The sequence below is a fragment of the Candidatus Nitrosopumilus sp. genome (assembly GCF_040878665.1).
Classification (GTDB): domain Archaea; phylum Thermoproteota; class Nitrososphaeria; order Nitrososphaerales; family Nitrosopumilaceae; genus Nitrosopumilus.
Window position 1 is genome coordinate 82685 of the sequence record NZ_JBBDLU010000006.1, and the last position, 24507, is coordinate 107191.

24 protein-coding genes and 1 tRNA gene are annotated in these 24507 nt (G+C 33.3%); 10 read left to right on the forward strand and 15 right to left on the reverse strand.

The genetic code is table 11. The features are described from left to right. Positions 1-6: 6 nt before the first annotated feature. Genes WDZ98_RS05120 through WDZ98_RS05155 form a run of 8 tightly spaced genes read right to left on the reverse strand, consistent with a single transcriptional unit; the run spans position 7 to position 7200 of the window. Positions 7-1716, reverse strand: coding sequence for a glutamate--tRNA ligase (locus tag WDZ98_RS05120; protein ID WP_368059313.1), 1710 nt, complete (start codon positions 1714-1716; stop codon positions 7-9). 22 nt (positions 1717-1738) lie between these two features. After that, entirely contained in the window at positions 1739-2719 is a 981-nt protein-coding gene (locus tag WDZ98_RS05125; RefSeq protein ID WP_368059311.1) for a polyprenyl synthetase family protein, read from the reverse strand. Further along, complete coding sequence (gene idi / locus WDZ98_RS05130; RefSeq protein ID WP_368059309.1) at positions 2712-3356, reverse strand: isopentenyl-diphosphate Delta-isomerase; 645 nt, start codon at positions 3354-3356, stop codon at positions 2712-2714. The genes WDZ98_RS05125 and idi overlap by 8 nt, the downstream gene beginning before the upstream one ends. After that, positions 3349-4101: an isopentenyl phosphate kinase gene (locus WDZ98_RS05135; RefSeq protein WP_368059307.1), complete on the reverse strand. Its 753-nt coding sequence runs from the start codon at positions 4099-4101 to the stop codon at positions 3349-3351. Before WDZ98_RS05135 ends, idi begins: the two co-directional genes overlap by 8 nt. Before the next feature lie 23 nt (positions 4102-4124). After that, positions 4125-5066, reverse strand: a complete 942-nt coding sequence (gene mvk / locus WDZ98_RS05140) for a mevalonate kinase (protein WP_368059305.1) — start codon at positions 5064-5066, stop codon at positions 4125-4127. Between the two features lie 26 nt (positions 5067-5092). Further along, a complete protein-coding gene (gene rpsB, locus WDZ98_RS05145) occupies positions 5093-5716 on the reverse strand; it encodes a 30S ribosomal protein S2 (RefSeq protein WP_368059303.1) in 624 nt (207 codons plus the stop codon). Positions 5717-5723: 7 nt separating this feature from the next. After that, on the reverse strand, positions 5724-6962 hold the full coding sequence (locus WDZ98_RS05150) for an enolase (protein ID WP_368059301.1): 1239 nt from the start codon (positions 6960-6962) through the stop codon (positions 5724-5726). A 1-nt stretch (position 6963) separates the two neighbouring features. Then, complete coding sequence (locus tag WDZ98_RS05155; protein ID WP_368059299.1) at positions 6964-7200, reverse strand: DNA-directed RNA polymerase subunit N; 237 nt, start codon at positions 7198-7200, stop codon at positions 6964-6966. 50 nt (positions 7201-7250) lie between these two features. Here WDZ98_RS05155 and WDZ98_RS05160 point away from each other — a divergent pair. Then, positions 7251-7335, forward strand: a tRNA-Leu gene (locus WDZ98_RS05160). A gap of 12 nt (positions 7336-7347) precedes the next feature. Here the strand turns inward: WDZ98_RS05160 and WDZ98_RS05165 are convergent. Beyond that, positions 7348-7962: an RNA-binding protein gene (locus tag WDZ98_RS05165; RefSeq protein WP_368059297.1), complete on the reverse strand. Its 615-nt coding sequence runs from the start codon at positions 7960-7962 to the stop codon at positions 7348-7350. 73 nt (positions 7963-8035) lie between these two features. Here WDZ98_RS05165 and WDZ98_RS05170 point away from each other — a divergent pair, with 73 nt between their 5' ends. The 3 genes from WDZ98_RS05170 to cobT are packed head-to-tail and all read left to right on the forward strand — an operon-like array spanning position 8036 to position 10361. Further along, a complete protein-coding gene (locus tag WDZ98_RS05170) occupies positions 8036-8683 on the forward strand; it encodes an NAD(P)H-hydrate epimerase (RefSeq protein WP_368059295.1) in 648 nt (215 codons plus the stop codon). Then, the gene (locus WDZ98_RS05175) at positions 8680-9288 is read left to right on the forward strand and encodes an MBL fold metallo-hydrolase (protein ID WP_368059293.1); all 609 of its coding nucleotides are present in this window, start codon (positions 8680-8682) and stop codon (positions 9286-9288) included. Before WDZ98_RS05170 ends, WDZ98_RS05175 begins: the two co-directional genes overlap by 4 nt. 8 nt (positions 9289-9296) lie before the next feature. After that, on the forward strand, positions 9297-10361 hold the full coding sequence (gene cobT, locus WDZ98_RS05180; RefSeq protein ID WP_368059291.1) for a nicotinate mononucleotide-dependent phosphoribosyltransferase CobT: 1065 nt from the start codon (positions 9297-9299) through the stop codon (positions 10359-10361). On the opposite strand, the gene glmS is transcribed toward cobT, so the two are convergent. Genes glmS through WDZ98_RS05195 form a run of 3 tightly spaced genes read right to left on the reverse strand, consistent with a single transcriptional unit; the run spans position 10348 to position 13325 of the window. Next, positions 10348-12108, reverse strand: a complete 1761-nt coding sequence (gene glmS / locus WDZ98_RS05185) for a glutamine--fructose-6-phosphate transaminase (isomerizing) (protein ID WP_368059289.1) — start codon at positions 12106-12108, stop codon at positions 10348-10350. The genes cobT and glmS overlap by 14 nt on opposite strands. Positions 12109-12161: 53 nt before the next feature. Then, positions 12162-12764, reverse strand: coding sequence for a 30S ribosomal protein S4 (locus WDZ98_RS05190; protein ID WP_368059287.1), 603 nt, complete (start codon positions 12762-12764; stop codon positions 12162-12164). A 9-nt stretch (positions 12765-12773) separates the two neighbouring features. Then, entirely contained in the window at positions 12774-13325 is a 552-nt protein-coding gene (locus WDZ98_RS05195; protein WP_368059285.1) for a 30S ribosomal protein S13, read from the reverse strand. A 365-nt stretch (positions 13326-13690) separates the two neighbouring features. On the opposite strand from WDZ98_RS05195, the gene WDZ98_RS05200 reads away from it, so the two are divergent. Then, positions 13691-14002, forward strand: a complete 312-nt coding sequence (locus WDZ98_RS05200; protein WP_368059283.1) for a hypothetical protein — start codon at positions 13691-13693, stop codon at positions 14000-14002. Here the strand turns inward: WDZ98_RS05200 and WDZ98_RS05205 are convergent. Further along, entirely contained in the window at positions 13990-14499 is a 510-nt protein-coding gene (locus WDZ98_RS05205; RefSeq protein ID WP_368059281.1) for a hypothetical protein, read from the reverse strand. The genes WDZ98_RS05200 and WDZ98_RS05205 overlap by 13 nt on opposite strands. 153 nt (positions 14500-14652) lie before the next feature. Between WDZ98_RS05205 and WDZ98_RS05210 the strand changes: the two genes are divergently transcribed. Both WDZ98_RS05210 and WDZ98_RS05215 read left to right on the forward strand, forming a co-directional pair. Further along, positions 14653-15687, forward strand: coding sequence for a multicopper oxidase domain-containing protein (locus WDZ98_RS05210; RefSeq protein ID WP_368059484.1), 1035 nt, complete (start codon positions 14653-14655; stop codon positions 15685-15687). Next, positions 15674-16852: a ZIP family metal transporter gene (locus WDZ98_RS05215; protein WP_368059279.1), complete on the forward strand. Its 1179-nt coding sequence runs from the start codon at positions 15674-15676 to the stop codon at positions 16850-16852. Before WDZ98_RS05210 ends, WDZ98_RS05215 begins: the two co-directional genes overlap by 14 nt. Here WDZ98_RS05215 and WDZ98_RS05220 read toward each other — a convergent pair. Beyond that, complete coding sequence (locus WDZ98_RS05220; RefSeq protein ID WP_368059482.1) at positions 16849-18201, reverse strand: cation-efflux pump; 1353 nt, start codon at positions 18199-18201, stop codon at positions 16849-16851. The genes WDZ98_RS05215 and WDZ98_RS05220 overlap by 4 nt on opposite strands. Positions 18202-18292: 91 nt before the next feature. Here WDZ98_RS05220 and WDZ98_RS05225 point away from each other — a divergent pair, with 91 nt between their 5' ends. Genes WDZ98_RS05225 through WDZ98_RS05235 form a run of 3 tightly spaced genes read left to right on the forward strand, consistent with a single transcriptional unit; the run spans position 18293 to position 22894 of the window. After that, entirely contained in the window at positions 18293-21481 is a 3189-nt protein-coding gene (locus WDZ98_RS05225; protein WP_368059277.1) for a peptidase, read from the forward strand. Between the two features lie 55 nt (positions 21482-21536). Continuing rightward, the gene (locus WDZ98_RS05230; protein WP_368059275.1) at positions 21537-22520 is read left to right on the forward strand and encodes a CFI-box-CTERM domain-containing protein; all 984 of its coding nucleotides are present in this window, start codon (positions 21537-21539) and stop codon (positions 22518-22520) included. A 50-nt stretch (positions 22521-22570) separates the two neighbouring features. Then, positions 22571-22894, forward strand: coding sequence for a hypothetical protein (locus WDZ98_RS05235; protein ID WP_368059273.1), 324 nt, complete (start codon positions 22571-22573; stop codon positions 22892-22894). On the opposite strand, the gene WDZ98_RS05240 is transcribed toward WDZ98_RS05235, so the two are convergent. Then, positions 22889-24469 carry a radical SAM protein gene (locus WDZ98_RS05240; RefSeq protein ID WP_368059271.1) on the reverse strand — a complete coding sequence of 527 codons (1581 nt, stop codon included), beginning with the start codon at positions 24467-24469 and terminating at the stop codon, positions 22889-22891. The genes WDZ98_RS05235 and WDZ98_RS05240 overlap by 6 nt on opposite strands. Positions 24470-24507 lie beyond the last annotated feature (38 nt).

Consider the following 24507-nt stretch of genomic DNA (forward strand, 5'->3'; position numbering starts at 1 on the left):
AATTGTTCACTTGTGTGTAAAAATTGCTTGATTTTGTGAATCTTTTCTACAATATCCAAATCTAACAAATTGAATCTCTTCCCCTTCTTTTAATTGTAGATAATGTGGTTCTGTATAAACGTCCAATTCTTCTAAACTGTCTTCATTAAATTCATCCCCATTAAACAATGTTTTAGGAATGATCATCTTTATTTCATGCGCTGTTTTCTGTGGTACCCATTGAATTTTTAGAATATCTGTCTTCTCATTGTTTTTAACAAAGTCTCCTTCCATCTCCACTCCTTGTTTAGTAATGGATACATTTCCTAAACCTAAAAGACGAATTTGCATACCTTCTTTGATACTTTGTGCATCGTCTCCTGAAATATAGAAATTTTCATCTATCTCTATGGTTCTTTTTCCCATATCTTTTATCGGATGATTTTGGATTTCGATGGAAGATACTGGTAAATTTTTTACTCTGAGTTTTTTTGCATTGTTTACCATGAACAATCTAATACTGTCTGCATCAACAAATTTTCTGTTAAACGATTCTAATGCATCAAATGGTGCTAGTGTATTTGCCTTGGTTAATCCTAATGACATGATGAATTTTCTAATTGCTTCTGGTTTTATTCCTCTTCTTCTTAATGCCTCTAAAGTTGGTAATCTTGGATCATCATACCATGAGACTTTTCCTTCTTCAATCAATGGTTTGATAATTCTTTTTGATATTGGCATTCCTTTGAATTCCAATCTAGAGAAAAACCCCTGTGCTGGTTTTCTCATGTTTAATGCATCTAAAATTGCATCAATTAGCTCTTTTCTTAACTCAAATTCTTTTGAACGAAAGGCATGGGTAACTCCGTCTATACTATCTTCTATAGCAACTGCCATGTCGTAACTTGGCCAAATTCGATATTTTTCTCCCAAAGTGTAATGTTTCTCTTCAATGATTCTAAACAAAACAGGATCTCGCATAACTGCATTATCTGCTTTCATATCTCCACGAAATCTTACAATGGCATCTCCTGGTTTGAATTTCATTTGCATCTTTTCCCAATTTTTATTATTTTTTTCAATATCTCCTGTACTACACTTGCATGATTTTCGTTCTCTTCTGTTTTTACTAATATCTTCTCTTTTACAAGTGCAAACGTATGCTTTTCCTGAATTAATTAATTCCATTCCTTTTTCATAAAATAATTCCATATCATCTGATGTATTTTTTACAACATCAAATTTTATTCCTAACCATTCCAATCCTACTTTTATGGCTGCATGATACTCCATTCTTTCTGCTTCTGGATTTGTATCGTCCATTCTTAGAATGAATTTACCACCATACATCTTTGCATATTCTGAATTAATGATAGCTGCTTTTGCATGACCGATATGAGGATAACCGTTAGGTTCTGGGGGAAATCTAGTTATGACCTTCCCTTGTTCTGCATCTTTTAGCTCTGGAAGTCCTTCTCTTTCTTCAATTTTTTCTTTAGGTGCTAAAATTTCCGGAAAATTTTCTTTAATCTCTTTTTCTTGTTCTTCCAATGATAATTGATTTACTGTTGAAACTATTTCAGAAATATCTCCAGAAATCTCTTTTACTTTGTTTCTAAATTCTGGTTTTGTTCCTAGTATTTTTCCTAAAATTATTTTATCCCTAGTTTCCCCATCATGCTCAAAAGCATTTTGGAGAGCCATTTTTCTTATTTCTTTTTTTAATTCGTCATCCATTTCTAATTCATACCTTTGACAACTATATGCTTCGTTTAACTACAAAATCTAATAATGATATCAACTCTATCCTTGCTGGACCTGAATAGGTCCCTAATGATTTTTCAGCTCTTTCTGCGTATTTTAGTGCCTGTTTTCTAACATTTTCTTCTATTCCTAAAGATCTGATGACATCTACAGCTTTATTTAGATCTTTTTTTGAAATTTTTGAATTTCCAAATGCTTTTAGAATTATTTTTTTATTGTTCCCTTTTGCTAATTTTATTGCCATTAAAATTGGAAGTGATTTCTTTCCTTCTCTTAGATCATTTCCTACTGGTTTTTTTGTAATCTTAGGATCACCCATCACTCCAATAAGATCATCAGTTATTTGAAAAGCAATTCCTAAATTTCTTCCAAATGATGAAAGATTTGAGATATCTTTTATTTTATTTGTTGCACAAATTGCTCCCATAGCACAAGACACATCAAACAACGCCGCAGTTTTCTTACCGATCATTGTAATGTATTCTGCCTGTGCTGGAATTTCTCTCTCTTCTGCCATTTTAATATCTAGTAATTGACCTTCACATACATCTACACATGCTTTTGCAAGTCTAGATACGAGTTGAGTTGTAGCATTTGTAGATAATTTAGAATCAGTTATGACTTGAAATGCTTTTGAAAATAAAACATCACCTGCAAGTATTGCAATTGGCATACCAAATTTTTTATGTACTGTAGGCACCCCATGGCGCATCTCATCATTATCCATAATATCATCATGTACTAATGTAAAGTTGTGAACCATTTCTACTGCACTCGCAGCAGGCATTGCATTAGAAACATTGCCTTTCAGAATCTGACAGCTTTTGATCACCATATACGGCCTAAGTCTTTTTCCACCATTAACGATTAGATGTCCTGCTGCATCATAGAGCTTTTTAGGATTTCCTTTTAGTTTTGAATTTAGATATTTGTTAACTGTTTTTGCATTTTGCTCCATTTGTTTAGTTTTATTCATTTACTAATCTCCATTTGTCATTTGGCAGGTGAATTTCAATTGCTTTTTGCAATTCATTATGAATTTCACTGCTCATCCATGTAGATAAGATATTTGCATATTTTTTAAGCATGGCTTTATCTGATTTATCCAATAATTTCAACGCAATAAGCATCCATGGACAATAGATTTGTGGATTAGTCTTTATCTCCAAAAGTAATTCAATTGCTGAAATCCATTTAATTTCGTCAATTTCACCTTCAATCTCTTTTAATTTTGTTGACTTGTCAATCACCCCAATTAGAGTTCCGCATATTTCATTTTCAGATCCTACATCTTTGTATGGAACATGATACTCAAATTTATGTAAATAATCTAATGTACTGTTGATTCCTAATTCTTCTGGCATTCTTCTTTCTCCAGATGAAACATACGTTTCTGATTCTCTTGGATGACTTGCAAATGTCCCATCCCAATCATTTGGCCACAACATTTTTCCTTTTGCTCTTCTTGTAAGAACTAATCTTCCATCATTATCAAACAATAGTGCAGTAAATGCTCTATGTAATTTTCCATTTGGTAAATGACACTTTACTTTCTCCTCACTACCGATAGGATTGTCATTCTCATCCACTAAAATTACAAATTCTTCAGACAATTCTTTTACCCCTAAACAATGTTCCTTCAAAGATCCTATTTTTAACCGCTTTTACAATTCTTTCTGGTTTATTTCCATTCACAAAAAATACGCTGATTCCCATCTTTGCAATTTTTGATGCTTCTTCAACTTTTCTAGTCATCCCTCCAGTTACATCCATTTTATTTTCAGATATTGATGGACGTTCACCTTGTAATTCATAAATCAGTTTTTTTGTTTTTAAATCAGAATACAATCCATCTTCATTTAGAGCAAAAATACACAATCTAGGTTTCAAGATTTTTGCAAGATGTGTCATGATTTTATCTCCAGACAAAATGTATGTTTTTTTCTGACCGTACCATAATGCATCTCCATATGTGACTGGAATCAGGTCTGAATTTGCAATTTTTGCAATTTCTTTAATTTTTTTAGTTATGGGCTTATTTCCAGACATAAAATCAGTTGGAGGAAGACAATATGGATTTAATTTATTTTTCAGTAATGAATCCAAAATAACTTTGTTTAATTCAATCATTGAATTTTTAACAGTTGCAACTCCTTTTGGATCGTATCTTTTTTCTTTTGTATGCATATCGTATTTTACAGACCAATAATGTCCATAAGACCCTCCTCCATGAACAATGATGACTGGCTCATTAATCTTCCTTAAACTTTTAGAAAGATTTTCAATTGTTTTTTTCCTGGGAGATACTGGTTTTTCTTTATTTGTAATAATGGATCCACCTAATTTTATTAGAATCATATCCTTCAAAATTATTTGATCAATTAAAAAGTATCCAGACCTTTAAAATCAATTTTAACTGCAAAACAATCAAAATTCTTATCTTTGAATTGATTCATAGTATGTTCAAGATTTGATTCATCTGTAAGAGCGTAGATACATCCTCCTCCCCCAGCACCAGTAATTTTTGCACCAAATGATTCAGTTTGACCTATTTGAATCATTTCTCTTAATTTATCATTTGAAATTCCTATAGTTTCTAAATATTCTTGATTCTCTTTTATTTTAATTCCTAATTTTTTGATGTCATTTACTTTTAATAATTTTAAGACTTCTTTAACTAATTTTGATTCCATGTTACATAGAGATGAAAATTCTGCTTCGTCTTTTTCTTTAAATTGTCTTACTTTGTCTACCACCATTTTTGTAGAGTGTTCAATGTTTGAATTGGCAATAACTAGATGGAAATTAGGCTTGGATTCTATTTTATGAAATCCTTCTTCTTTGTCATACTCCATTATGCCACCATAAGTACAAACAGTACAGTCTGCTCCAGACGTATTTTCAAAAATTGTCTTTTCTGCTTCTATTGCTAAATCAAGAATTTCTTCTTTAGATGTTTTTTTGAATAATCTGGATATTGCTGCAGCGCCTGCAACACAACATGCAGATGATGAACCTAAACCCACTCCTAATGGAATGTTTGATTCTACAACTATTTCAATTCCTGTACTTTGATTTTCTATAATTTTATTAGCTAAATAATAAAATGGTTTTAGCGGAGACTTGATTTCTGAAATTGGTTTATTTGGAGGTAATACAAGTTCACCTATATTTGATCTGATGGATATTTTTTTATCGTCAATCTTTTCTGCTGTAACGTTAATTCTTTTGTCAATTGCACACAGTATAGCTTTTACACCGTACACTACAAAATGTTCCCCAAAAAGAATTACTTTTCCTGGTGCAGAAGCTTTAGATTTCAATTGAATGCATTAATTTTTTAAATAATTTATTCGATTTCCTCTTCGGTAATCTTTGTTTCGAAATCATCAATTTCCTCTTTCATTGACTCGCCTTCTTTTAATTCACCTCTTTCGATTAAGACTTGACGTACTAATAACCAATAAACTGTTGCTAGTGCTTTTCTTCCTCGGTTGTTTGCTGGAATGATCACATCTAGATTTGATGTGATGTTATCTGTATTTGCAATTCCTATTATTGGAATTCCTGCATTTGTTGCTTCTATAATTGCTTGTTCATCTACTTGAGGGTCTGAAATTAAAACAAGTTTTGGTTCAATGTAATATGGTAATGAAGGATTAGTCAGGGTACCTGGCATGAATCTATTTAGCAGTTTTTTTGAGCCTAATGCTTCACAGAATTTTTCAATCGGCGTTTCTGCATATTGTCTACCTGAACATACTATTAGATTCTCTGTTCCTAATCTGTTGATAAATTTGGCGGCTGTTTGAATTTTTTCTAATGTAATGTCTAAATCTAACATGTAAAGTCCCTCTGGACTGGCTTTTGTGATAAACGATCTCATGAATTTTGTCTTTACTTGCGTACCCACTCTTATTCCGGTTGCTAGAACCTTCTTTTTGATATCCGTGCTCTCAGTTTGTTGGCTCATGACGATTTTAAATCTCTGCCATACCGCGTATTAAATCATGCTCTGATAGGCGTAATAATTCATTTAGCTTTGCTACTCTTTCTCCACCAACAATGCCAACTTTGAGCATTTTTGACTTTGTTGCCAAACCTATATGGGAAATTTGTGAATCTGTGGATTCTCCAGATCTATGTGATGTGATTAATCGTATGTTGTTTTTGGTTGCTTCATCTGCAAATTCTAAAGCATCAAAAAGACTTCCTGCCTGATTAACTTTTAGAATTGCGGCATTACATGATTTTTTCTCAATTGCTTTTTTCAAGATTCCTTTATTTGTCACAGTTAGATCGTCCCCTGTAATCAATGTCTTTGGAAACTTTGTAGTTAGTTCTGCCATATCTTCAAATGCTTCCTCATGAACCGCATCTTCTGCATAAATTAATTTGAATTTTTCAATAATATTTGCTGCAAAATCAATCTGTTCTCCAGTAGAATTTTCAAATCCTGCTCTACTGTATACGTATTTTGATTTTTCTTCATTCCATTGTGTTGATGATGCAAAGTCTACTCCTAATGATACTTCTTTTCCTAAAGTAAATCCTAAATTTTCACATGCTTTTGCAGAAATCTCTAATGCTTTTTGATTTTCCAATTTTGGTGCCCAACCTCCTTCATCCCCTCGTCCATTTGTGAAGCTTGGATCTTCTTTCTCCAAAACACTTCGTAATTCTTTATGAACTGATAAATTAGTTTCAATGGCGTCTTCAATTGTTTTTGAGCCTGTAGCACAAATCAATATTTCTTGAATGTCTGGAGTTCCAGGTCCTGCATGCGCTCCTCCACCTAATATGTTTCCTAAAGGAAATGGAAAATTAAATGATGATTCTGATGATAAGATTTGAAACAATGGTTTGTCTAATGCCTTTGCCGCTGATTCCATAGCTGCAATTGACACTGCAAAAGCTAATGCTCCTCCAACCTTTGAATAATTTGTTGTACCATCTAATGTTTTCAGAACATTGTGAATCGCTTTTAGATCTGATGATTCTAAACCTATAAACTTTTGAGAATTTTCTTTTAAAATTCTAAGACTTTCTTCTGGACTATTATTTGGAAAACTAACTGCTTCATATTTCCCTACGCTTGCACCGGATGGTGCACATACTCTTCCTAGAAATTTATTATCTGTTTTAACATCTACTTCTATTGTTTTACTTCCTCTACTATTGTATAGAATCCGTCCTTCAATAGAGGAAACCCTGGCCAAGTTATTCTAACTCAGATTGAACTTCTTGTTTTCTTCTCTGAATTGCTTCGTAGAATGGAATCACTTGTTGTATTGTTTCAACACTAGTCAAAAGCATTCTTCTACAACAATATCTCTCAAAACCTAAAGAATCAAGAGTTTTTGTAGGATCTTCCCCTGCTTTAATTTTATTTTGATAATCATCAAATTTATCAGCAATTAATTTTCCACATGTCAAACATCTAACTGGAATTAACACGATTGAAAAAGTAATCAAGGATTATAAAAACCATGAATGGAAGTTCTGTTGCGGGCGTCGCCCAGCCTGGCCAAAGGCGCTAGCTTGAGGGGCTAGTCTCTTAGGAGTTCGTGGGTTCAAATCCCATCGCCCGCACTGTATTTTAGATTATTTTTCTAATTTTTGTAAAATTTTGATTAGTTCTGTCCTTCTTTTCTCTTCTGTTATTACAGATCTAACATCGTCTACTAGAATTCTATTAACGTCTATTTTCCTTCTTGCCTCCTTTACAACTTTATCATATAATGAAAAAGTATACAGTTGAAGATACAAGTTCTCCATCACTTCAAAAATTCTTGTTGCTTCATCAATTTTTCCAACTCTAATTTTATCAAACACTTGCCGTTTCAATTCTCCTACACAATCAAGTAATCCTAAAACATATGATTCTGGCATAACTGCCAATTTTTTATCTGATGGTATTTCTTTTTGTTCAACAATTGCAATCAAACATGTAGCTTCTACAAATTCTTGTTCTGGGATGATCAGATATTTTCTTAATTCTCCTGTCGCTTTTTTCTTATATTTGTTTAATAATACACTTGCTTTCTTAAGATTGGTTTTTCCAGTTGTTATGTCTCCTTTATGAACTGCAATAATTGATTTACTACAGAGAATAATTATCTCTCTTGTGTTTGTAAGCAGGAATTCTCTAGCATCTTGAACTTCCCCTAAGGATTTTGCAATTTCATTCAGTGACTGCTTTACATTTTTCAATGTCATGATTATCGATGTTAAAAATCTAGGATAAAGCCGTTTGCTAAACTCTTATTTTAGATATAATTTCATGGTAGATATGGAAATTACTGTTGATCAAATGTACAATATTGAAAATAAAGGTCATGCTATGGGATTTTTAAAAAAATTCATGATGGAAAATGCTGGGGCTGCAGCAGTCAGACGTTTAATAGAAAAAGTTGGGAATGTAGAATCAAAAAATATTTTAATTTTTGCTGGATTAGGAAATAATGGAGGAGATGGATTGGTAATGGCTAGACATCTTGCTGGTCATGGGGCAAAAACAACGGTTATGCTTCTTGGTACTCCTGACAAAATTAAAACAGAAGAAAGCACTTGGAACTGGTCCATTTTAGAAAAAATGCCATCCATAAAACTAGTAACAGGAGATTCTTTTAATTTTGATTTCACTCCTGATGTGATAATTGATGGAATATTGGGTACAGGTATAACTGGTGAAATTAGAGAACCATATGCTTCTGCAATAAACTACATCAATCAAACTGATTGTTACAAATTTGCAGTTGATGTTCCATCTGGTTTAGACCCACAAACTGGATTAACTGCAAATATTTTTACAAAGTGTGATATGACCGTAACTTTTCACAAAATGAAACAAGGAATTCCTAAACGAAAAGATCTGACTGGAGAATTATTCACAGAAAAAATTGGAATCCCGCCTGAAGCTGAAGAGGGTATATTATGAAAGTACATCAAATTCAAGTTGGAAACATGCAAAATTTTTCATACATTGTTGAAGATGAGGACACCAATGAGGCAATCATCATTGATCCTTCGTGGGATTTAATAGAATTAGAAATGATAATTAAAAAAAATAATCTCAAAATAAAATACATTGTAAACACTCATCATCATTTTGATCATACCTTGGGAAATGAAGCAATGGTAGAATCTACAAATGCACCTGTTATCCAACACGAATCTTCAGAATTAAAACACGATATCACAGTAAAGAATGGAGATTTCATCGAATTTGGAAATTCAAAATTAAAGGTATTGCATACTCCAGGTCATTCGCAAGATAGTATCTGTCTTATTGGCGATGGAAAAATTTTTTCAGGTGATACCTTGTTTGTTGGAAATTGTGGTCGAATTGATTTGCCTGGAAGCAGCGTAAAAGATCTATATCATAGTCTTTTTGATGTTTTATACAATTTGGATGAAACTTTAGTCATGTATTCTGGCCATAATTATGGTCATTCTGAAACGTCTACTCTTGGGCAAGAGAAAATCACCAATCATGTAATGCAAAAACGAACTGAACAACAGTTTATTGATATGATGAGTTAGTGATTTCAATGGAAAACTTTGAATTATTTGGTAATGTTGAACAAGGGAAAATTTTTCTAGATTCAATGAAATCTAAAAGATTCCTATTTTCATTTGTAATTTCATACACTGAAACTTGTGAAGTTCCTGGAATTACATTTGCAGGTGCAGATAAGGATTCAATTCAGTTTACTCCTCCTGCAGATGCTGAATATCTTCATTATGGATATTGTAAAACAATTAATAAAATTCCAATGACTCCTGATGGTAAACCCACTCCTGGATTATTGACAAAAACTGCCTTGGAATCAGCTAGCATTCCTCACTTGGTAATTAATGCTGGAAGTAAAATTTCTCCTCAACTCCCATTTATTGATACTGGAATGTCATTTGGAAAAAATATATCCACTGATAATGCGATGACTGATTCCCAAGTCTCTCATGCTGTAGATTATGGAAGAATTGTTGGAAGAAGTATGGCATCTTTAACTGACTGTTTGATAATAGGTGAAAGTATTCCTGGTGGAACCACTACTGCATTAGCAGTACTCAAAGCATTCGGTTTTGATGCTAAAGTTAGTTCTAGCATACCAAATAATCCAATTGAATTAAAAAATCAAATTGTTAAATCTGCTCTTGAAAGATTGGATTCTGATCATCCATACAGTATTGTGGCAAAAGTCGGTGATCCTATGATTCCTTTTGTAGCTGGTATGCTAAGTTCTGCATCCAATGTGTCAAATGTAATGTTGGCAGGTGGAACTCAAATGGCAGCAGTTTTGGCATTTGCATCAAAAATTGGATTCAATGAAGACAATACCGTAATTGGGACAACATCATACATTACTAATGACAAAAGTGCAAATTTTACTAGCCTGATAAAAGAAATTGTTGATATACCTGCAATCGCTGTGAACCCTGCATTGGAAAAATCTCAACATGCTGGTTTGAAAGCATTTTCTGAAGGGTTTGCAAAGGAAGGAGTAGGAGCTGGAGGAAGCATTATTTCATCAATGATTAAAACTGGGAATAATTCTGCAAAATTTTTAGAGATGGCAGAAAAAGAATATAATCGACTATTTACTTTACAGTAACTGATTTTGCTAGATTTCTAGGATAATCTGGATCTGTATCTTTCTCAAGAGCTGCATAATACGATAAAAATTGAATTGGAATAATTTCTGAAATCGGATATAACACTTGATCAATTTTTGGCATTTCTATCCAATAATCATAAACATCACTTTCTATATCTGAAACCCCAATAATTTTTGCTCCACGAGCTTTGATTTCTCTTGCACTAGTTAATGTGTCTAAATATGTAGAATCGTTTGGATTAATTATTATCACAAATACATTTGAATCCATTAATGCGAGAGGTCCGTGTTTTAATTCTCCCCCTGGAATGCCTTCAGCATGAATGTATGTCAACTCTTTTAATTTCAAAGCTGCTTCTTTTGCAATTGGATAATTAATACCTCGTCCAAGTACATAGATATCTGAGATCTCTTTCATCTGTTTTGCAATTTCTTGTATTTTTTTTGGGTTTTCCAATATTTTTAAAATTGTTTCAGCAAACTTTTCAAAATTAATTGTTATTGTGTTGTCACTCAATTTTTGCACAATTTTGTAAAGTATGACTAATTGTGATGTAAAACTTTTTGTTGCAGCTACTCCAATTTCAGGTCCACAATTCATTCCAATTACAATATCTGCCTCACGTGCAAGTGAGGATGTCAATAAATTGACAATGGCTATGATTTTACAATTTGCCTGTTTTCCAATTTTCACTGCATCTAAAACATCTGCACTCTCTCCACTTTGAGAAACTGCTATGATGATGGAATTCTCTTCTATGCTATCTGGTGAAAATTGCAGTTCACTTGCCATGATTGGCTCTGCTTTAATTTTGGCATATTTTGAGAAAATTTGTTTTGCAATAAGTGCAGCATTATAGCTGGTTCCACTGCCTGTCACATAGATGTTTTTTGCATGCTTGATATAGTCTGCAGTTTTTTCAATTGCCTCTTGTGTTTTCTCTCCAGCTTTCAAGATTGTTTCATGCTGTTCATAAATTTCTTTTAATGTAAAATGTGCATAATCTCCTTTATACGCATCTCCGAATTCTTTAGATATTTTTGTAATTCCGTATTTTACGTGTTCTCCATTATAATCTAAAATCTGAAATTTGTTTTCTTCTAAAATTACAAAATTCCCATTCTCTAAATAAATTGCATTATCCGTATATTCGATGAATCCTAAGACATCACTTGATAGAAAGAAATCATCTTGTCCTACTCCTATGATTAATGGTTCATGAAATCTTGCTGCTGCTAGTTGCCCATTTTCAAACATTGCAACAAATGCATAATGTCCTTTAATCTCTGAAACTGTTTTTAAAATTGTCTCTTTAACATCTCCTGTCAATTCATAATATTTCTGAATCAAATTGGCAATAATTTCACTATCTGTTTCGCTTTTGAAATTATATCCTTCATCTTGTAATTGTTTTTTTAATTCTTCGAAATTTTCTATTATTCCATTATGTACAATAGCAATTTTTCCTGAATTACTTGGATGTGGATGAGCGTTAAAATCTGTTACTTTTCCATGTGTTGCCCATCTAGTGTGTCCAATACCTATTTTTCCTGGAAGTGAATCTAGTTGAATTTTTGAATTAACTTCATTAACCTTTCCAATTCCTTTCTTTAATTCAATTTGGTTGTTTGATTCTGTAGCTACCCCAACACTGTCGTATCCACGATATTCCATTCTTTTTAATCCCTTTACGATAATTGGTGCTGCATTTTTTTTTCCGTAATATCCTATAATTGAACACATGATGCTTTCTAGTTGATAATTGGGGTTATTTACTGATACGCTTATTTTTTTGATTATTCTGTTGATTTTTCTTTTTCTGATTCTTCAGTACCATCTTTGACTCCAGACTCTTCTGATTCTTCAGTATTAGCCACAACAACTGGCTTTTCTGATTTAGTTTTCTCTAATATTTCTGGAATTTTTGATTCTGGTGAAAAATGTATACTGCCTTCTTCCTCTACTGTAACTGTGTATGATGGAATGTTTACCTTTCTTTCACCAATCATGATGTGACCGTGAATTACTGCTTGTCTTGCTTGATATGGTGTTTTGAACCCAAGTTTTTTTGTTACAATGGTTTGTAATCTTCGTGATAGTAAATCATTTGCATTTAGATTAAGTACGTCATCCAATGTTGCATCGCCACTTACTAGGCCAATTCTTGCAAGTGATTTCATTAAAATTGGTTCCTTCTCTGCTCTGACTTCTTGTCCTAATGCAAGTAATGATCTAGCTTGATGTCTAACACGAGATAATTCTGTATGTGCTTTCCATAATTCTCTTTTGGTTCTTAATCCAAATGTACCTAGAATTTTTAACTCATCCATTTTTAATTCATAGTTAAGAGGTCTTTTTGGTTTTCTCCAAACTTTACGTGGATATTTTGGATCTCCCATTCAAAACACCTATGCTTTTTTCTCCGCTGCCGGCGCTGCTGCAGGTACTGCTGCCGGTGCCACTGCATCCGCTGCAGGTGCTCCTGCACTGCCTTTCTTAACAGGTGCAGCCATTCCACCTTTTGCAACTCCAATTGCACCACCTTTTCTTCCAGAAGTTCTGGTTCGCTGTCCTCTGACTTTAAGACCATTGAGGTGACGATAACCTCTCCAACTTGCAGTTATTCTTTCTCTTTCAATATCATTTCTTAATGTAAATGGAATATCTGATGTTAGCAAATGTAAATTTGCTCCTGTCTCAATGTCTTTTCTTCTATTGAGAAACCATATTGGAAAATTTCCACCAATTGGATCTGTGATTAGTTTTTCAATTTCTTGAACATTTTTTTCTGTAAGATTACCTATGTTAGAATTTGTGTTAATTTTAAGTGTATCAAGAATTGCAGTGGCAAAATTATATCCAATACCTTTGATTTGGGTCAATCCTACCAACATTTTCCTTTCTCCAGGAATGTCGTTTCCTACGATTCTGACAATATGTCGATATTCTTGTGTGCTCAAGTATTCAAAAATTCAAGGAATCCCCGATAAAAACCATGCTAGGCATCAAATTACTTGACTTTTGAAATGTCATTTATTCTGTTTTTGATATTCATGCCTAATCTTTGATATCTTTTTACGCTTAATCATCTAAAATCTTCATTACTAGTCCAGTCTTTTCCATGCACATTCCATTGATTGCATTTACAACATTTCTTAACTCCTCGTTGCACGTCAATATTTACACAAAAACAGTGTACCCCTTTTCCCGTTGGATCTCTACTGCAAAGTTTTTGCATAATTTTCTTACTGTCTTTTTCTTAATTATCTTATTGGAAAACTCCATTCAAAAAGTTATAAATTTCTAAATTCTTCATCTTTTATCCATGGATGAAACATTTGATCGAGAAAAAATAATAGATTGTATGTTTGATCCTGTAACGTCATCTATTTTAGCCGAACTTGAAGATGGAGCAAAAGATTGCTCACTTTTGGCTCAAAAATCATCAATATCTGAATCTGAAGTTCTTGAGAGACTTTCATATTTGATTGAACACGGGTTTATTTCTAAAAATTCAGATGACGGAAGATGTTTAATTAATGCAAATTCTGAGAAACTTGGAAGCATTATTGAAAATAGTGATAATTTTGATGCTGCTATTGATGGATTGGAAAAAATGGATAGCTATCTAAACTGATTTTTTCTATTTTTAATTTCATAGGCTCCAACTACGACTAATCCTATCATACCAATCATTAGAATTGATGTCGAAATAATTGAAATAATGAATTTCTTATCTGCATCGGGAAGTGGTCCAATTGCTCCTGCAACATAGATTCCTTCATCACTATAACTTTGAACTAGTAATTGATAAGTTCCAGATTCTAATACTTCGAATTCTTTTTCTATTGTGTCTTTGTTAACTTCTTGAGAAGTTATTTCATTACCTGTTGGATCTAATACTTTGACAAATACTGTATTTTCTTTAAATTCCATTACCTGAACTGCAAAAACCCCAAGTGGTGTTTTACTTGTATCTAATTCAACAGAAATTGTAACAGTTTCAGTTGTACTCACTCTTCCATTCCCTTGGTTTATTCCTTCCAATGTTACTTGATTTTCAAATATTGTTATTGCTAATCCTGTCACGATTAATAGTCCTAAAATGATCATAAATAATCCTGATTTTTGCACATATTTCAGCAGATTTTCTTTAGTTTAAACCTAATTTTTCTAAATTTATGACTCAAATAAAATTAGATTGGGCTAAAAAAGTTAGCTTAGGGTAACTTTAAATAAAGAATTTTAGTTTTTTACTATGTATTGAGAATTAGTCGTTCTTCAGTAATGATTTTGCTACTTTCATTAGTACTTGCGTTTTCAGCAATTGCAATCCTTCCAACATTTTCTGACGCTCAATCTACATCTAAAACATTTGTAACTCATTCAGGAGCAATAATACAAACATCTGGAGAAGTCATTGATCCCCTTTACACTGTATCTACTGTGGAATTTGATCCTATGGTATATCTTCGTGATTTCAATTATGGACGAGTTTCACAATTATCAGATGGCACCATAGTACGAGAATTTACAATTGTTGCCGAAGATGATAAAATTATGGAAGTTTCCCCTGGTGTATTTTACAATGTTTGGACTTTTAATGGAACTGTTCCTGGCCCTACTATTAGAGCAACAGAAGGCGATTTACTTCGAATCCATTTCATAAATAATGGTTCAAAATCTCACACAATGCATTTTCATGGAATTCATCCTGCTGGAATGGATGGAGTCTTTGAACCAGTAGGTGGCAATGGTGGACAATTTGTATATGAATTTGTAGCAGATCCTGTTGGAGTTCATCCTTATCATTGCCATGTTATGCCTCTTGAGGAACATATTGTTCATGGTCTTTATGGTGTTTTTATTGTTGATCCAAAAGAAGATCGTCTACCAGCTGATGAAATGGTTATGGTGTTAAATGGATTGGATACCGATTTTGATACTGAAAATAATTTCTATGCTGCTAACACTATTCCGTTTTATTATCAACATCATCCTATACAGATTGACACTGATGAATTAATTCGAATTTATGTTGTCAACATGGTTGAATTTGACCCTATTAACAATCTACATCTTCATGGAAATTTGTACAAATATTATCCTACAGGAACTGATCTTGTTCCATCATTTTATACAGATATGATTACTTTATCTCAAACTGAGCGTGGAATAATAGAATTTCAATATGATTATCCTGGAAAATATCTCTTTCATGCACATAAAGTTGAATTTTCAGAAAAAGGTTGGGTAGGGATTTTCCTTGTAAATGAATCAACTAAACAAGATGTACGGGAGTTAGAATATGGAACTCAGTGATAATTATTCAAAAGGAAAAATTGTTGCTAGCGGGATTATCCCTTTTATTTTTATTATTTTGATGATGGTCTATATTTTCGGTCCTGGTGCAGATTTATTAGATTTTGGAATCGTTCTTCCTGAAATTACCATAGAAAAAATAGATTTTGTTGATTCTGAAATTCAGGTCACTGTTAGAAACACAGGTCCTATTCCAGTTGAGGTGGCAATGGCTGATGTAAATGACAGAATTCAACCTGCTGCAGTTGAACCTGATAGATTTCTAGATAGGTTTGAAACCACTTTAGTTCGAATTCCATTTGAATGGAATGAGGCTGAACCCTACACTGTTGGAATTACCATTGAAGATGGAACAAGGTTTGAAAAAGAAATTGAAGCAGCTGCTCCTGCATTAGAGTTATCTTTAGATCTTGTGATATTTTTTGCAGTTATTGGCACGTATGTTGGAATAATACCAGTTATGATTGGATTGTTGTGGCTTCCATTTATCAAAAAAATTAGTAAACAAAAATATCATTTCTTTTTAGCACTAACTGCTGGTTTACTACTTTTCTTGGCAATTGATTCTATTGAAGAAGCAATTGAAGTCTCTGATGAAAATTTAGCAACAAGTTTCAATGGGACATTACTTGTAGCTACAGTCACTGTGTTGTCTTTTCTTGGATTATATTATGTTGGAAACAAACTTGTCAGTAAGGCAAACTCTTCAAAATTTACAAAACCTGTAGCTATTGCACTGATGATTTCAATTGGAATTGGATTGCATAATTTTGGTGAAGGACTTGCAATTGGTGCAGCTGTGGGTATGGGTTCGATAGCATTTAGTACTTTTTTGATTGTTGGATTTGCATTACATAACACAACTGAAGGTTTAGCAATAGCTGCTCCAATGTCGAGAGGCAAGTTGATGCTTGGAAAACTTGCCGCTATGGGAATAATTGCTGGTAGTCCTGCTATTTTTGGGGCATGGATTGGTGGCTTTGTTTATTCTCCATTCACGTCAGTGATTTTTCTTGCTATTGGAGCAGGTGCGATTTTTCAAGTAATCGTAGTTATCATGAAATGGATTCAAGAGGAAAATGACAAAAACCTCTCTAGTCTTGCTGTTGTGTCTGGATTTGCAATTGGAATGTTAGTAATGTATCTGACTAGCATCTTAGTTTAATCTGGTTCTGGATGAATTGTAATTACAGAGTTTTTAATCTCTGATCTAATTCTGTGTTCTATCTCTGATGTTAAATCATGAACCTTCTCAATCGATAATTCTTTGTCAAACGAACAATCAATATCTATTTTGAGGATATTTTCAAATTTTAACGATGATATCCTTCCAATTTTTTTAATTTCATGATATTTTTTCAATATCGTCTTAATTTTCTCTTCAGTGATTGTATCTTCGATGTTAAAACTTTCAGGAACTGTAACAAATGGTTCTAGATGAATTGTAGCATGTGTAATTTCGGGTATTTCGACTTGTATTTTTTCTTCAATACTTTCAGAAATTTTATGTGCTGATGATAAATCGATTTCTCTATCCACCATTACGTGTAAATTGGCATATGTCTTTCCTTTGGTTTTATGCGTAATAACATTATGAACTCCTTTTACACCTTCAACATTTTTTGCTATTTCTAAAATTTTTGCATCTGGTGGCACATTTTTCCAATTTGGTTCAAAATGAATTGTAACTGATGCATTAGAAATTTTCTCTTTTATATTCTCTTCAACACTGTTACTAATTTCATGAGCTTTATCAAAACTAGTATCTCCTCTTAATGATATTGTCACATCTGCAAAAATTGTATCACCTGATCTTCGCATAAGTATTGGACCTACATCTATTACTCCTTCAGTAGACAACGAAATTTCTTTTACATTTTTTACAATTTCCGGTGATATTATATCTGTCAAGTCTGATGCTGTTTTGTATACTAGTTTTACACTTAGAATTGCCAACAGTACTCCTAAAATTAATGCTGCAATAAAATCGCCAAAATATAATCCGTATGACACTAGAATAATTCCTATTATTGCAACTAATGTTGATCCAAGATCCATAAATGCATGATAGAAATCTGCTTTGAGTGTAGCGCCACCAATTTTCTTAATGGATTTTCTTAATAGTATGATTCTGAAAAAATCAATTCCAATTGTATATACACCTCCAATTATTGCAAATAATCCAGGCAATACATTGGGGGGTGGACTTTGTAATCTGTTTATTGATTCGTAAATAAAAAAACAAGCAATTAAAAAAATTGCTATTCCTCCAATTAATCCTCCTAACGATTCAATTTTTCCATGTCCGTAAGTATGTTCTGCATCTGGTGGTTTGATTGCCAATCTTGCTGCCAACAATAACACAAGAGTAACTACACTGTCCAATAGTGCATGAATACTATCAGTAATTAATGCTAGACTGTTTGAAATTAACCCAAAAACTAATTCTACTAAAAATGCTGAAAATATGGCCAAAAGCGAAATCTGTAAAACCTTGGTTCTTTGAACAAACATTTCCTTCTTTTTGATAATTTGAATCACGTATTACCGTTTTCTAAGAAGAAATGATGCGACAACGTTATTTGGGATAAAACCTCGTTTTGGTATGTTGTATGGGAAATTACTTACTTTTGTGGCCACTTTTTCAATAATATCACTAATCCCAATAATAGATGTTGAGGCATCCAGCAATCCTAACTTGTTCGTATCTGCTGAAAATTCGTATTTTGATAATCATTTTGCAGGTTCTATGGTTGTTGAAGTTGTCATAATTGATCCAAATCTTAGTGATACTGGTCAAGGAAAAGGTGAACCAGATGTTACACTTAATGGAAAATCATTACGAATGGTGCAAGCATCTGATGGTAATTGGTATGCTTATTTTGCTAATGTTGACAAAGCAAAGAAAGCAGATTCCACAGTTGGTCTTGCTGGAAAAGGTTTAGACTTTGGAGTTTTTTGTAGCAGGGATACTGCATCTTCTGTAATTGGAATAACTCTATCTGAAACTGATGGATTTGCTCTTCCACGTTCTGCAACTGGTTCTACTAATGGTGATTCTTCATTTTCTCAATGTACTGCTTCCCCTTCTGGTCCAAAATTGAATAATGTAATCCGTAATGCAAAATCAATCAACACAAATTCTAATGTCCCAACAGGTCAAATTGGATTAAATTCTAATGCGTGGCCATTGATCCAACTTTACTCATTTGACGGAATTAATATTCAATACAATCCAAGCGGTCCATCACAACAGGTTTCATTAGAATATAATGAAATTCCAAACATTTCCATGATTCTTGATAGAGACATCTATCCAAATAATGCAGATGTTTTCTTAACAATACATGATTTTCAATTAAATCAGGATCCAACTGATGAAGATTCTTGGACATTTAATATCAATTCTACATCTTCCACATTTTACCAAGCATATGATAATTCAGGTTCTAATTCTGCAAATGGCGGTTCAGGTTTAGTAGATTTGGTTCCACATCTTTCAAACATTGGTTTTGAAAATAATGGGAAACTTGGAGTGAATTTGGGATCTATTCTTAAATTACAATCAAATATTGAACAACCTAATACCAGTGCATCTGATGGAATTAAGACATATTCTAAAATTCTAACATTGGTTGAAACAGGTCCGAATTCTGGCATGTTTGATAATTCTGATAATAATGATCAGTCTATATTAGAAATTTTAAACAATGCCCCACGTGGTCAATCTGGGTCTGTCACATATAACAAAAAATCTGCATCTGTTATTACTGGTTCATCAACAGCCACTGTATCTTTGATTAGTCCTACATTGACTATTGGTAATGGAGACTCTTTGAAACCTGGAGTGAAAATACCTATAGTGTTAGTAGACTCTGATCAAAACACAAATTCTGGTTCCCGAAATGATTTGGATGCATTTAGTGATACAACAATAATTCCAACTATGCTAATTGGTGACCCCATTACTCTTGAGGCTGCATCTGATGTCCGCTTTCTCACTGATTCCATGACTGCTTTTCCTGGAACCTCAGTCGAATCAAAAATATCTGATTCAAATTCTGCCCGATTGATTGTTGATACTACCACTTTTCCAAATGGTCAATTTGAGAAAATCTCTATGAATTTAGGAATTTCTGCCTCTCAATTACAATCACGATTAATTGATTCATCCATATCTAATTCTGATGGTACAAACTGGATAAATTATGATTTAAGATCATTTTCAAATGATCTTGGCATTTCTGATTTTTCTGATACTACCATCGAATTATCCTTTGGTACAATTGGTTCATCACCTGTTACTATAGTTGATAAAGGTGATTTGACTGCACCATCTGGTTTTGTACAAATTGATGATGTTGATATTCAATCAATATTTACAAAAAGTGGTGCTGTTTTTCTTGTAATTAATTTTGATTCTACTAATGATTCCATTAATGTTGGGTCTGTCTCTAGTGAAATTAATTCTCAACCCATAATATTTGATTTTTTTTCATTTGGAATTGTAAATTCAGATGATGTGAATAATGCTATCTATCGTTTTGAATTAGAAGAGACAGGTGATGATACTTCTACTTTTGATGGTACCTTTGAATATTCTGTTGCAAATCAACTAAATATTTTAGATCCAACGTTTATTCAAACAATACAAACAATAGATGATCAAATCAAATTCATTGTTACTAACAGACTTGTTGATGATAAAGGAATTACCATTTCCTATTCTGATCTTGATGTGTCTGGTGTTTTTACAACTACTTCTACAAAATCTAATGTTAATACAAGCTCAGGTGTTTTATCTTCCAACTCACAATCATATCGTTTTGGACAACCTGTAACTATTACATTACATGATCCTGATCTTAATTTGAAAAATGATTTAGTTGATATTTATTTCACAGTTAATGATCCCAACTCTCTTAATGTTGATACTGTAGGCAAAGATGGAACTGTCTTACTTGAAGTTTTGATCAAAGATATTCGTTACAAACGCTGTACTGTTGATGGTGTTGAATATGGTGGCTTGGGTGCAAGTGGATTTACTCTTGTTGAAACTGGATCTAGCACTGGAATTTTTGAAGGAGTGTTCAAAATGCCATCAAAAATATGTAACAAAACTGGAACTGCATTAATCTCTTCAGCTGGAGGCAGTCTTGATGCAAAATATTATGATTCTAGAGATAATTCTGGTAATGCAAATACTTTCAGTTTATTGAAAAATACTCCTACTTCATTTTACAGCTCTCCACAACTTAGTGCGTATGAGATTATGAAACCAAAGTTTGGAAATATTGAAGAAATAATTCTTTTTGGAAGTATAGATAATCCTAGACGAGGGATCCCATTAGATGTAGTTATCACAACTCCTGATGGACAAACCCAAAATTTTGGTGCTACTTTGTCTAGTAGTGGAAGTTACAGATCTGTTATTTCAATTAATGAAAATTCATTGTCGGGTGTTTATAAAATAAAACTATCTCATAATGATTCTGTCATCAAGACAATTTCATTTGTAGTGTCTGATCCTGTAATCCCTAATTGGATCAAAAACAATGCAAAATGGTGGTCTTCTGGCACTGTTTCAGATTCAGAATTTGTTAAAGCAATTAAATATCTTATTGAAGAAGGATTGATCACAATTTTCCCTGGTAGTGCCATCTCTATTTCAGAACAGGGAGTCCCTAATTGGATCAAAAACAATGCAAAATGGTGGGCCAATGATCAAATATCTGATGAAGATTTTATAAAATCAATTCAATACTTGGTCAAAAAAGGTATCATTCGAATATAATCTGGTCAATTTTTATTTCGTTGAAAATATAAATACTCTCAGTTGGTGAATCAAAATGAAAATGAGGCTAGTAGGATTCTTAGCATTTGCTTTATTGTCTATATCGATTTTATCTTATGGTGTAAATGGTTCTGTTTTTGCAGACACTCATAATATTGCTCCAATTACTGTAACCTCTGATGCAAATATTATTGCCAACGGTGGAACTGTCACAATTTCTGGAAATATAAAAAATTATGATGCTTCTTCAATAACTGCTGGAGCAGTTACTTATGTAATTATTACACCTGATGAAACAGGGCGTGTTGGTATTGGTCAACTAATGCCAAAGTCTGATGGTTCTTTTACATTTAGTTTCGTGGCTGGTGGCCCACTATGGAAAACCAATGGTGATTATATTGTTGAAGTAAAATACGGCCCAGATGAGAATACTACTACAGTTAATTATGTTGGCGGAGAAGCAGTAGTTTCTACACCTCCTCCACCACCTCCACCAGATACAACACCTCCACCACCTCCACCAGATACAACACCTCCACCACCTCCACCAGTAGATGTAGATCCAATTCCAGTAGATCCAATATGTGGAAAAGGAACTGAATTAGTAAATGGTGTATGCCAAGTAATCAAAGTTACTCCTCCACCAGTTGATGATACACCTGGCTGCTTAATTGCCACTGCAACATATGGAACTGAACTAGCTCCACAAGTTCAACTACTAAGAGAAATTCGAGACAATACATTATTCAGTACCTCATCTGGTACAACATTCATGAGCGGATTTAACACAATTTACTATTCATTTGCACCAACAGTTTCAGACTGGGAAAGAGAAAATCCTATGTTTAAAGAAATGGTAAAGACTGCTATCACTCCAATGCTTTCAACATTGTCAATAATGTCATTAGCTAATGAAGGTTCAGAAGCAGAAGTTTTAGGATTGGGTATTTCTGTAATCACACTTAACTTGGGAATGTATATTGCAGCACCTGCATTAATTGGATTCAAAGTTAACAAATATCTAAAATCTAGAAAATAATCCAATTTTATTCTAGTAAGTTATTATACTGAAACTCATTATGATATTTTATGCATATTGAGTATGAGGAATTTGAAAGTGTTGAAGATATTCTAATGTATATGGCTTCAGCTGCACCACCCATGAAAAACACAATGCCAATCAACTCTTACAAAGGCTATGTGATGTCATTTATTCCACTCAGTCCTGCAACTGGAGAAACTTATCTTATGCTTTATGCGAAAGGTTCACTAGAACCTGGAATTTATGAATTTGATGTAGCATCAAAATCATTCAAAAAAGTTACAAGTATTGAAAGAGCAGACAAGGTATACTTTATCTCACTTACACCAAAGCGTAATACTATCGCAGATATTGCTATTGAAAATCTATAATTTCTTTGTTTGAATTTTAGGTGCAGATACTGATCTGCTTCTTGCATATTTGTCAATGATCTCATCTGGAGTTCTACCGTTAAACAGATCCTTACATAATCCTCGAAGGTATCTCATTATTGCCCAAGTTCCTGCTTTGAGAATTCCATACATGAATACCTTCATTGGTGGCCCATATGTCTTGTTTCTGAGAATAATTGGGATGATATCATTAATGACACGTAAGTTATTTTCCCAGCATTTCCAAAACAATGTAAATTGTGCTTCATTTAAATTTCCAAAATGCATTGAATTCTTTTCACTAAAATCTTGGTAAAGTAATGGTGCAACTAAACCTCTAAAATTCATCTCTCTAAAATCACTCATCATATCAATCGTGTATTGTATGTCATCAGGTGTTTCATCAGGCCAGCCAATGATGATTGTTGCTGCTGGGAACCAATGGTTTTCATTTAGAATTTTTGCGCCTTCTCTTACCACACTACCCCATTCTTCTGGTGCGAAAGGTTTTGTTTTAACACCAAGATGTTTTTTTACCATTGCTGGTGCTACAGTTTCAATTCCTAGATTGGTTGCAAGCCATCTTCCTGTTTTATCTTGTTCATTAACCTGAGAAATTTGTTGCATTAGAATAGGATCTGCTGCAACCGCAGAGAATGTCATATGTGTTGTTCCAACAAAATTTGCTCCTAATCCTTTAAGACCTTTCCATAAATCCACAATGGCATCTCTGTTTGGAATAAAATCTCTATTGTCACATCCGTACAATAACATTTCATCAGAATGTAACCATATTGAATCGAATCCATAATCTAAATTAGTTTTAGCTTCATGCTGTAATCTGTCTAATGGAAGATCTTTCTTTGATCTCTTGTTTACATCACAAAAGTCACATCCTCTTCCACATCCTCTCATTGCCTCAATCAATGAATTGATTGTAGGTCCTTCAATCACTGGAATGTTTTCTAGATTTCTTACAAAACAATGCATTAATTCCGGCGCATCATTTTTTTCTAAATCTTGGAACAAGTCTACAGCTAATTCATCTGCTTCACCAACAACAACTGTGTCAATTCCATGTATTTTCATTCTATCTGATTTAGCTAATTCCCATGCACCGTTACCGCCAACAACAACTTTGAAATCATACTGTTTTTTGAGCTGGATAATACTGGCACACATTTTCTTGAATTTCATGGCAACATAGGATAATTTTTCTGGAGACATTGTTGTTGTAACTGGAGCCATACCTAATGGATCCATCACATTAATTCCTACAACTTTGGTATCAGGCCCAATAGATTTATGTAACATTTCAGGATGTGCAAGGAAAACATCTTCTCTTCTGTATCCTCCTTGAAGTAGTGAGCTTTCTATTCTTCTTAGTCCTACTTGGGCTACTTTGACTTCTCCTGTGATTGGGTCTGTTTCAACTGATGGACAAAACACTTTATCAAAAACCCACTCTGGAAGTACTTCGTATGGTCCACATGCAATAAATCCATATAGAAAATTTCCTCTATAATTCGTCATTAAACTACGATCAGCAGTTAGTACCACACGTTTGCCAGCCAATTATCAAACTTCGCTTAAGTATGTTATATATCATTTAC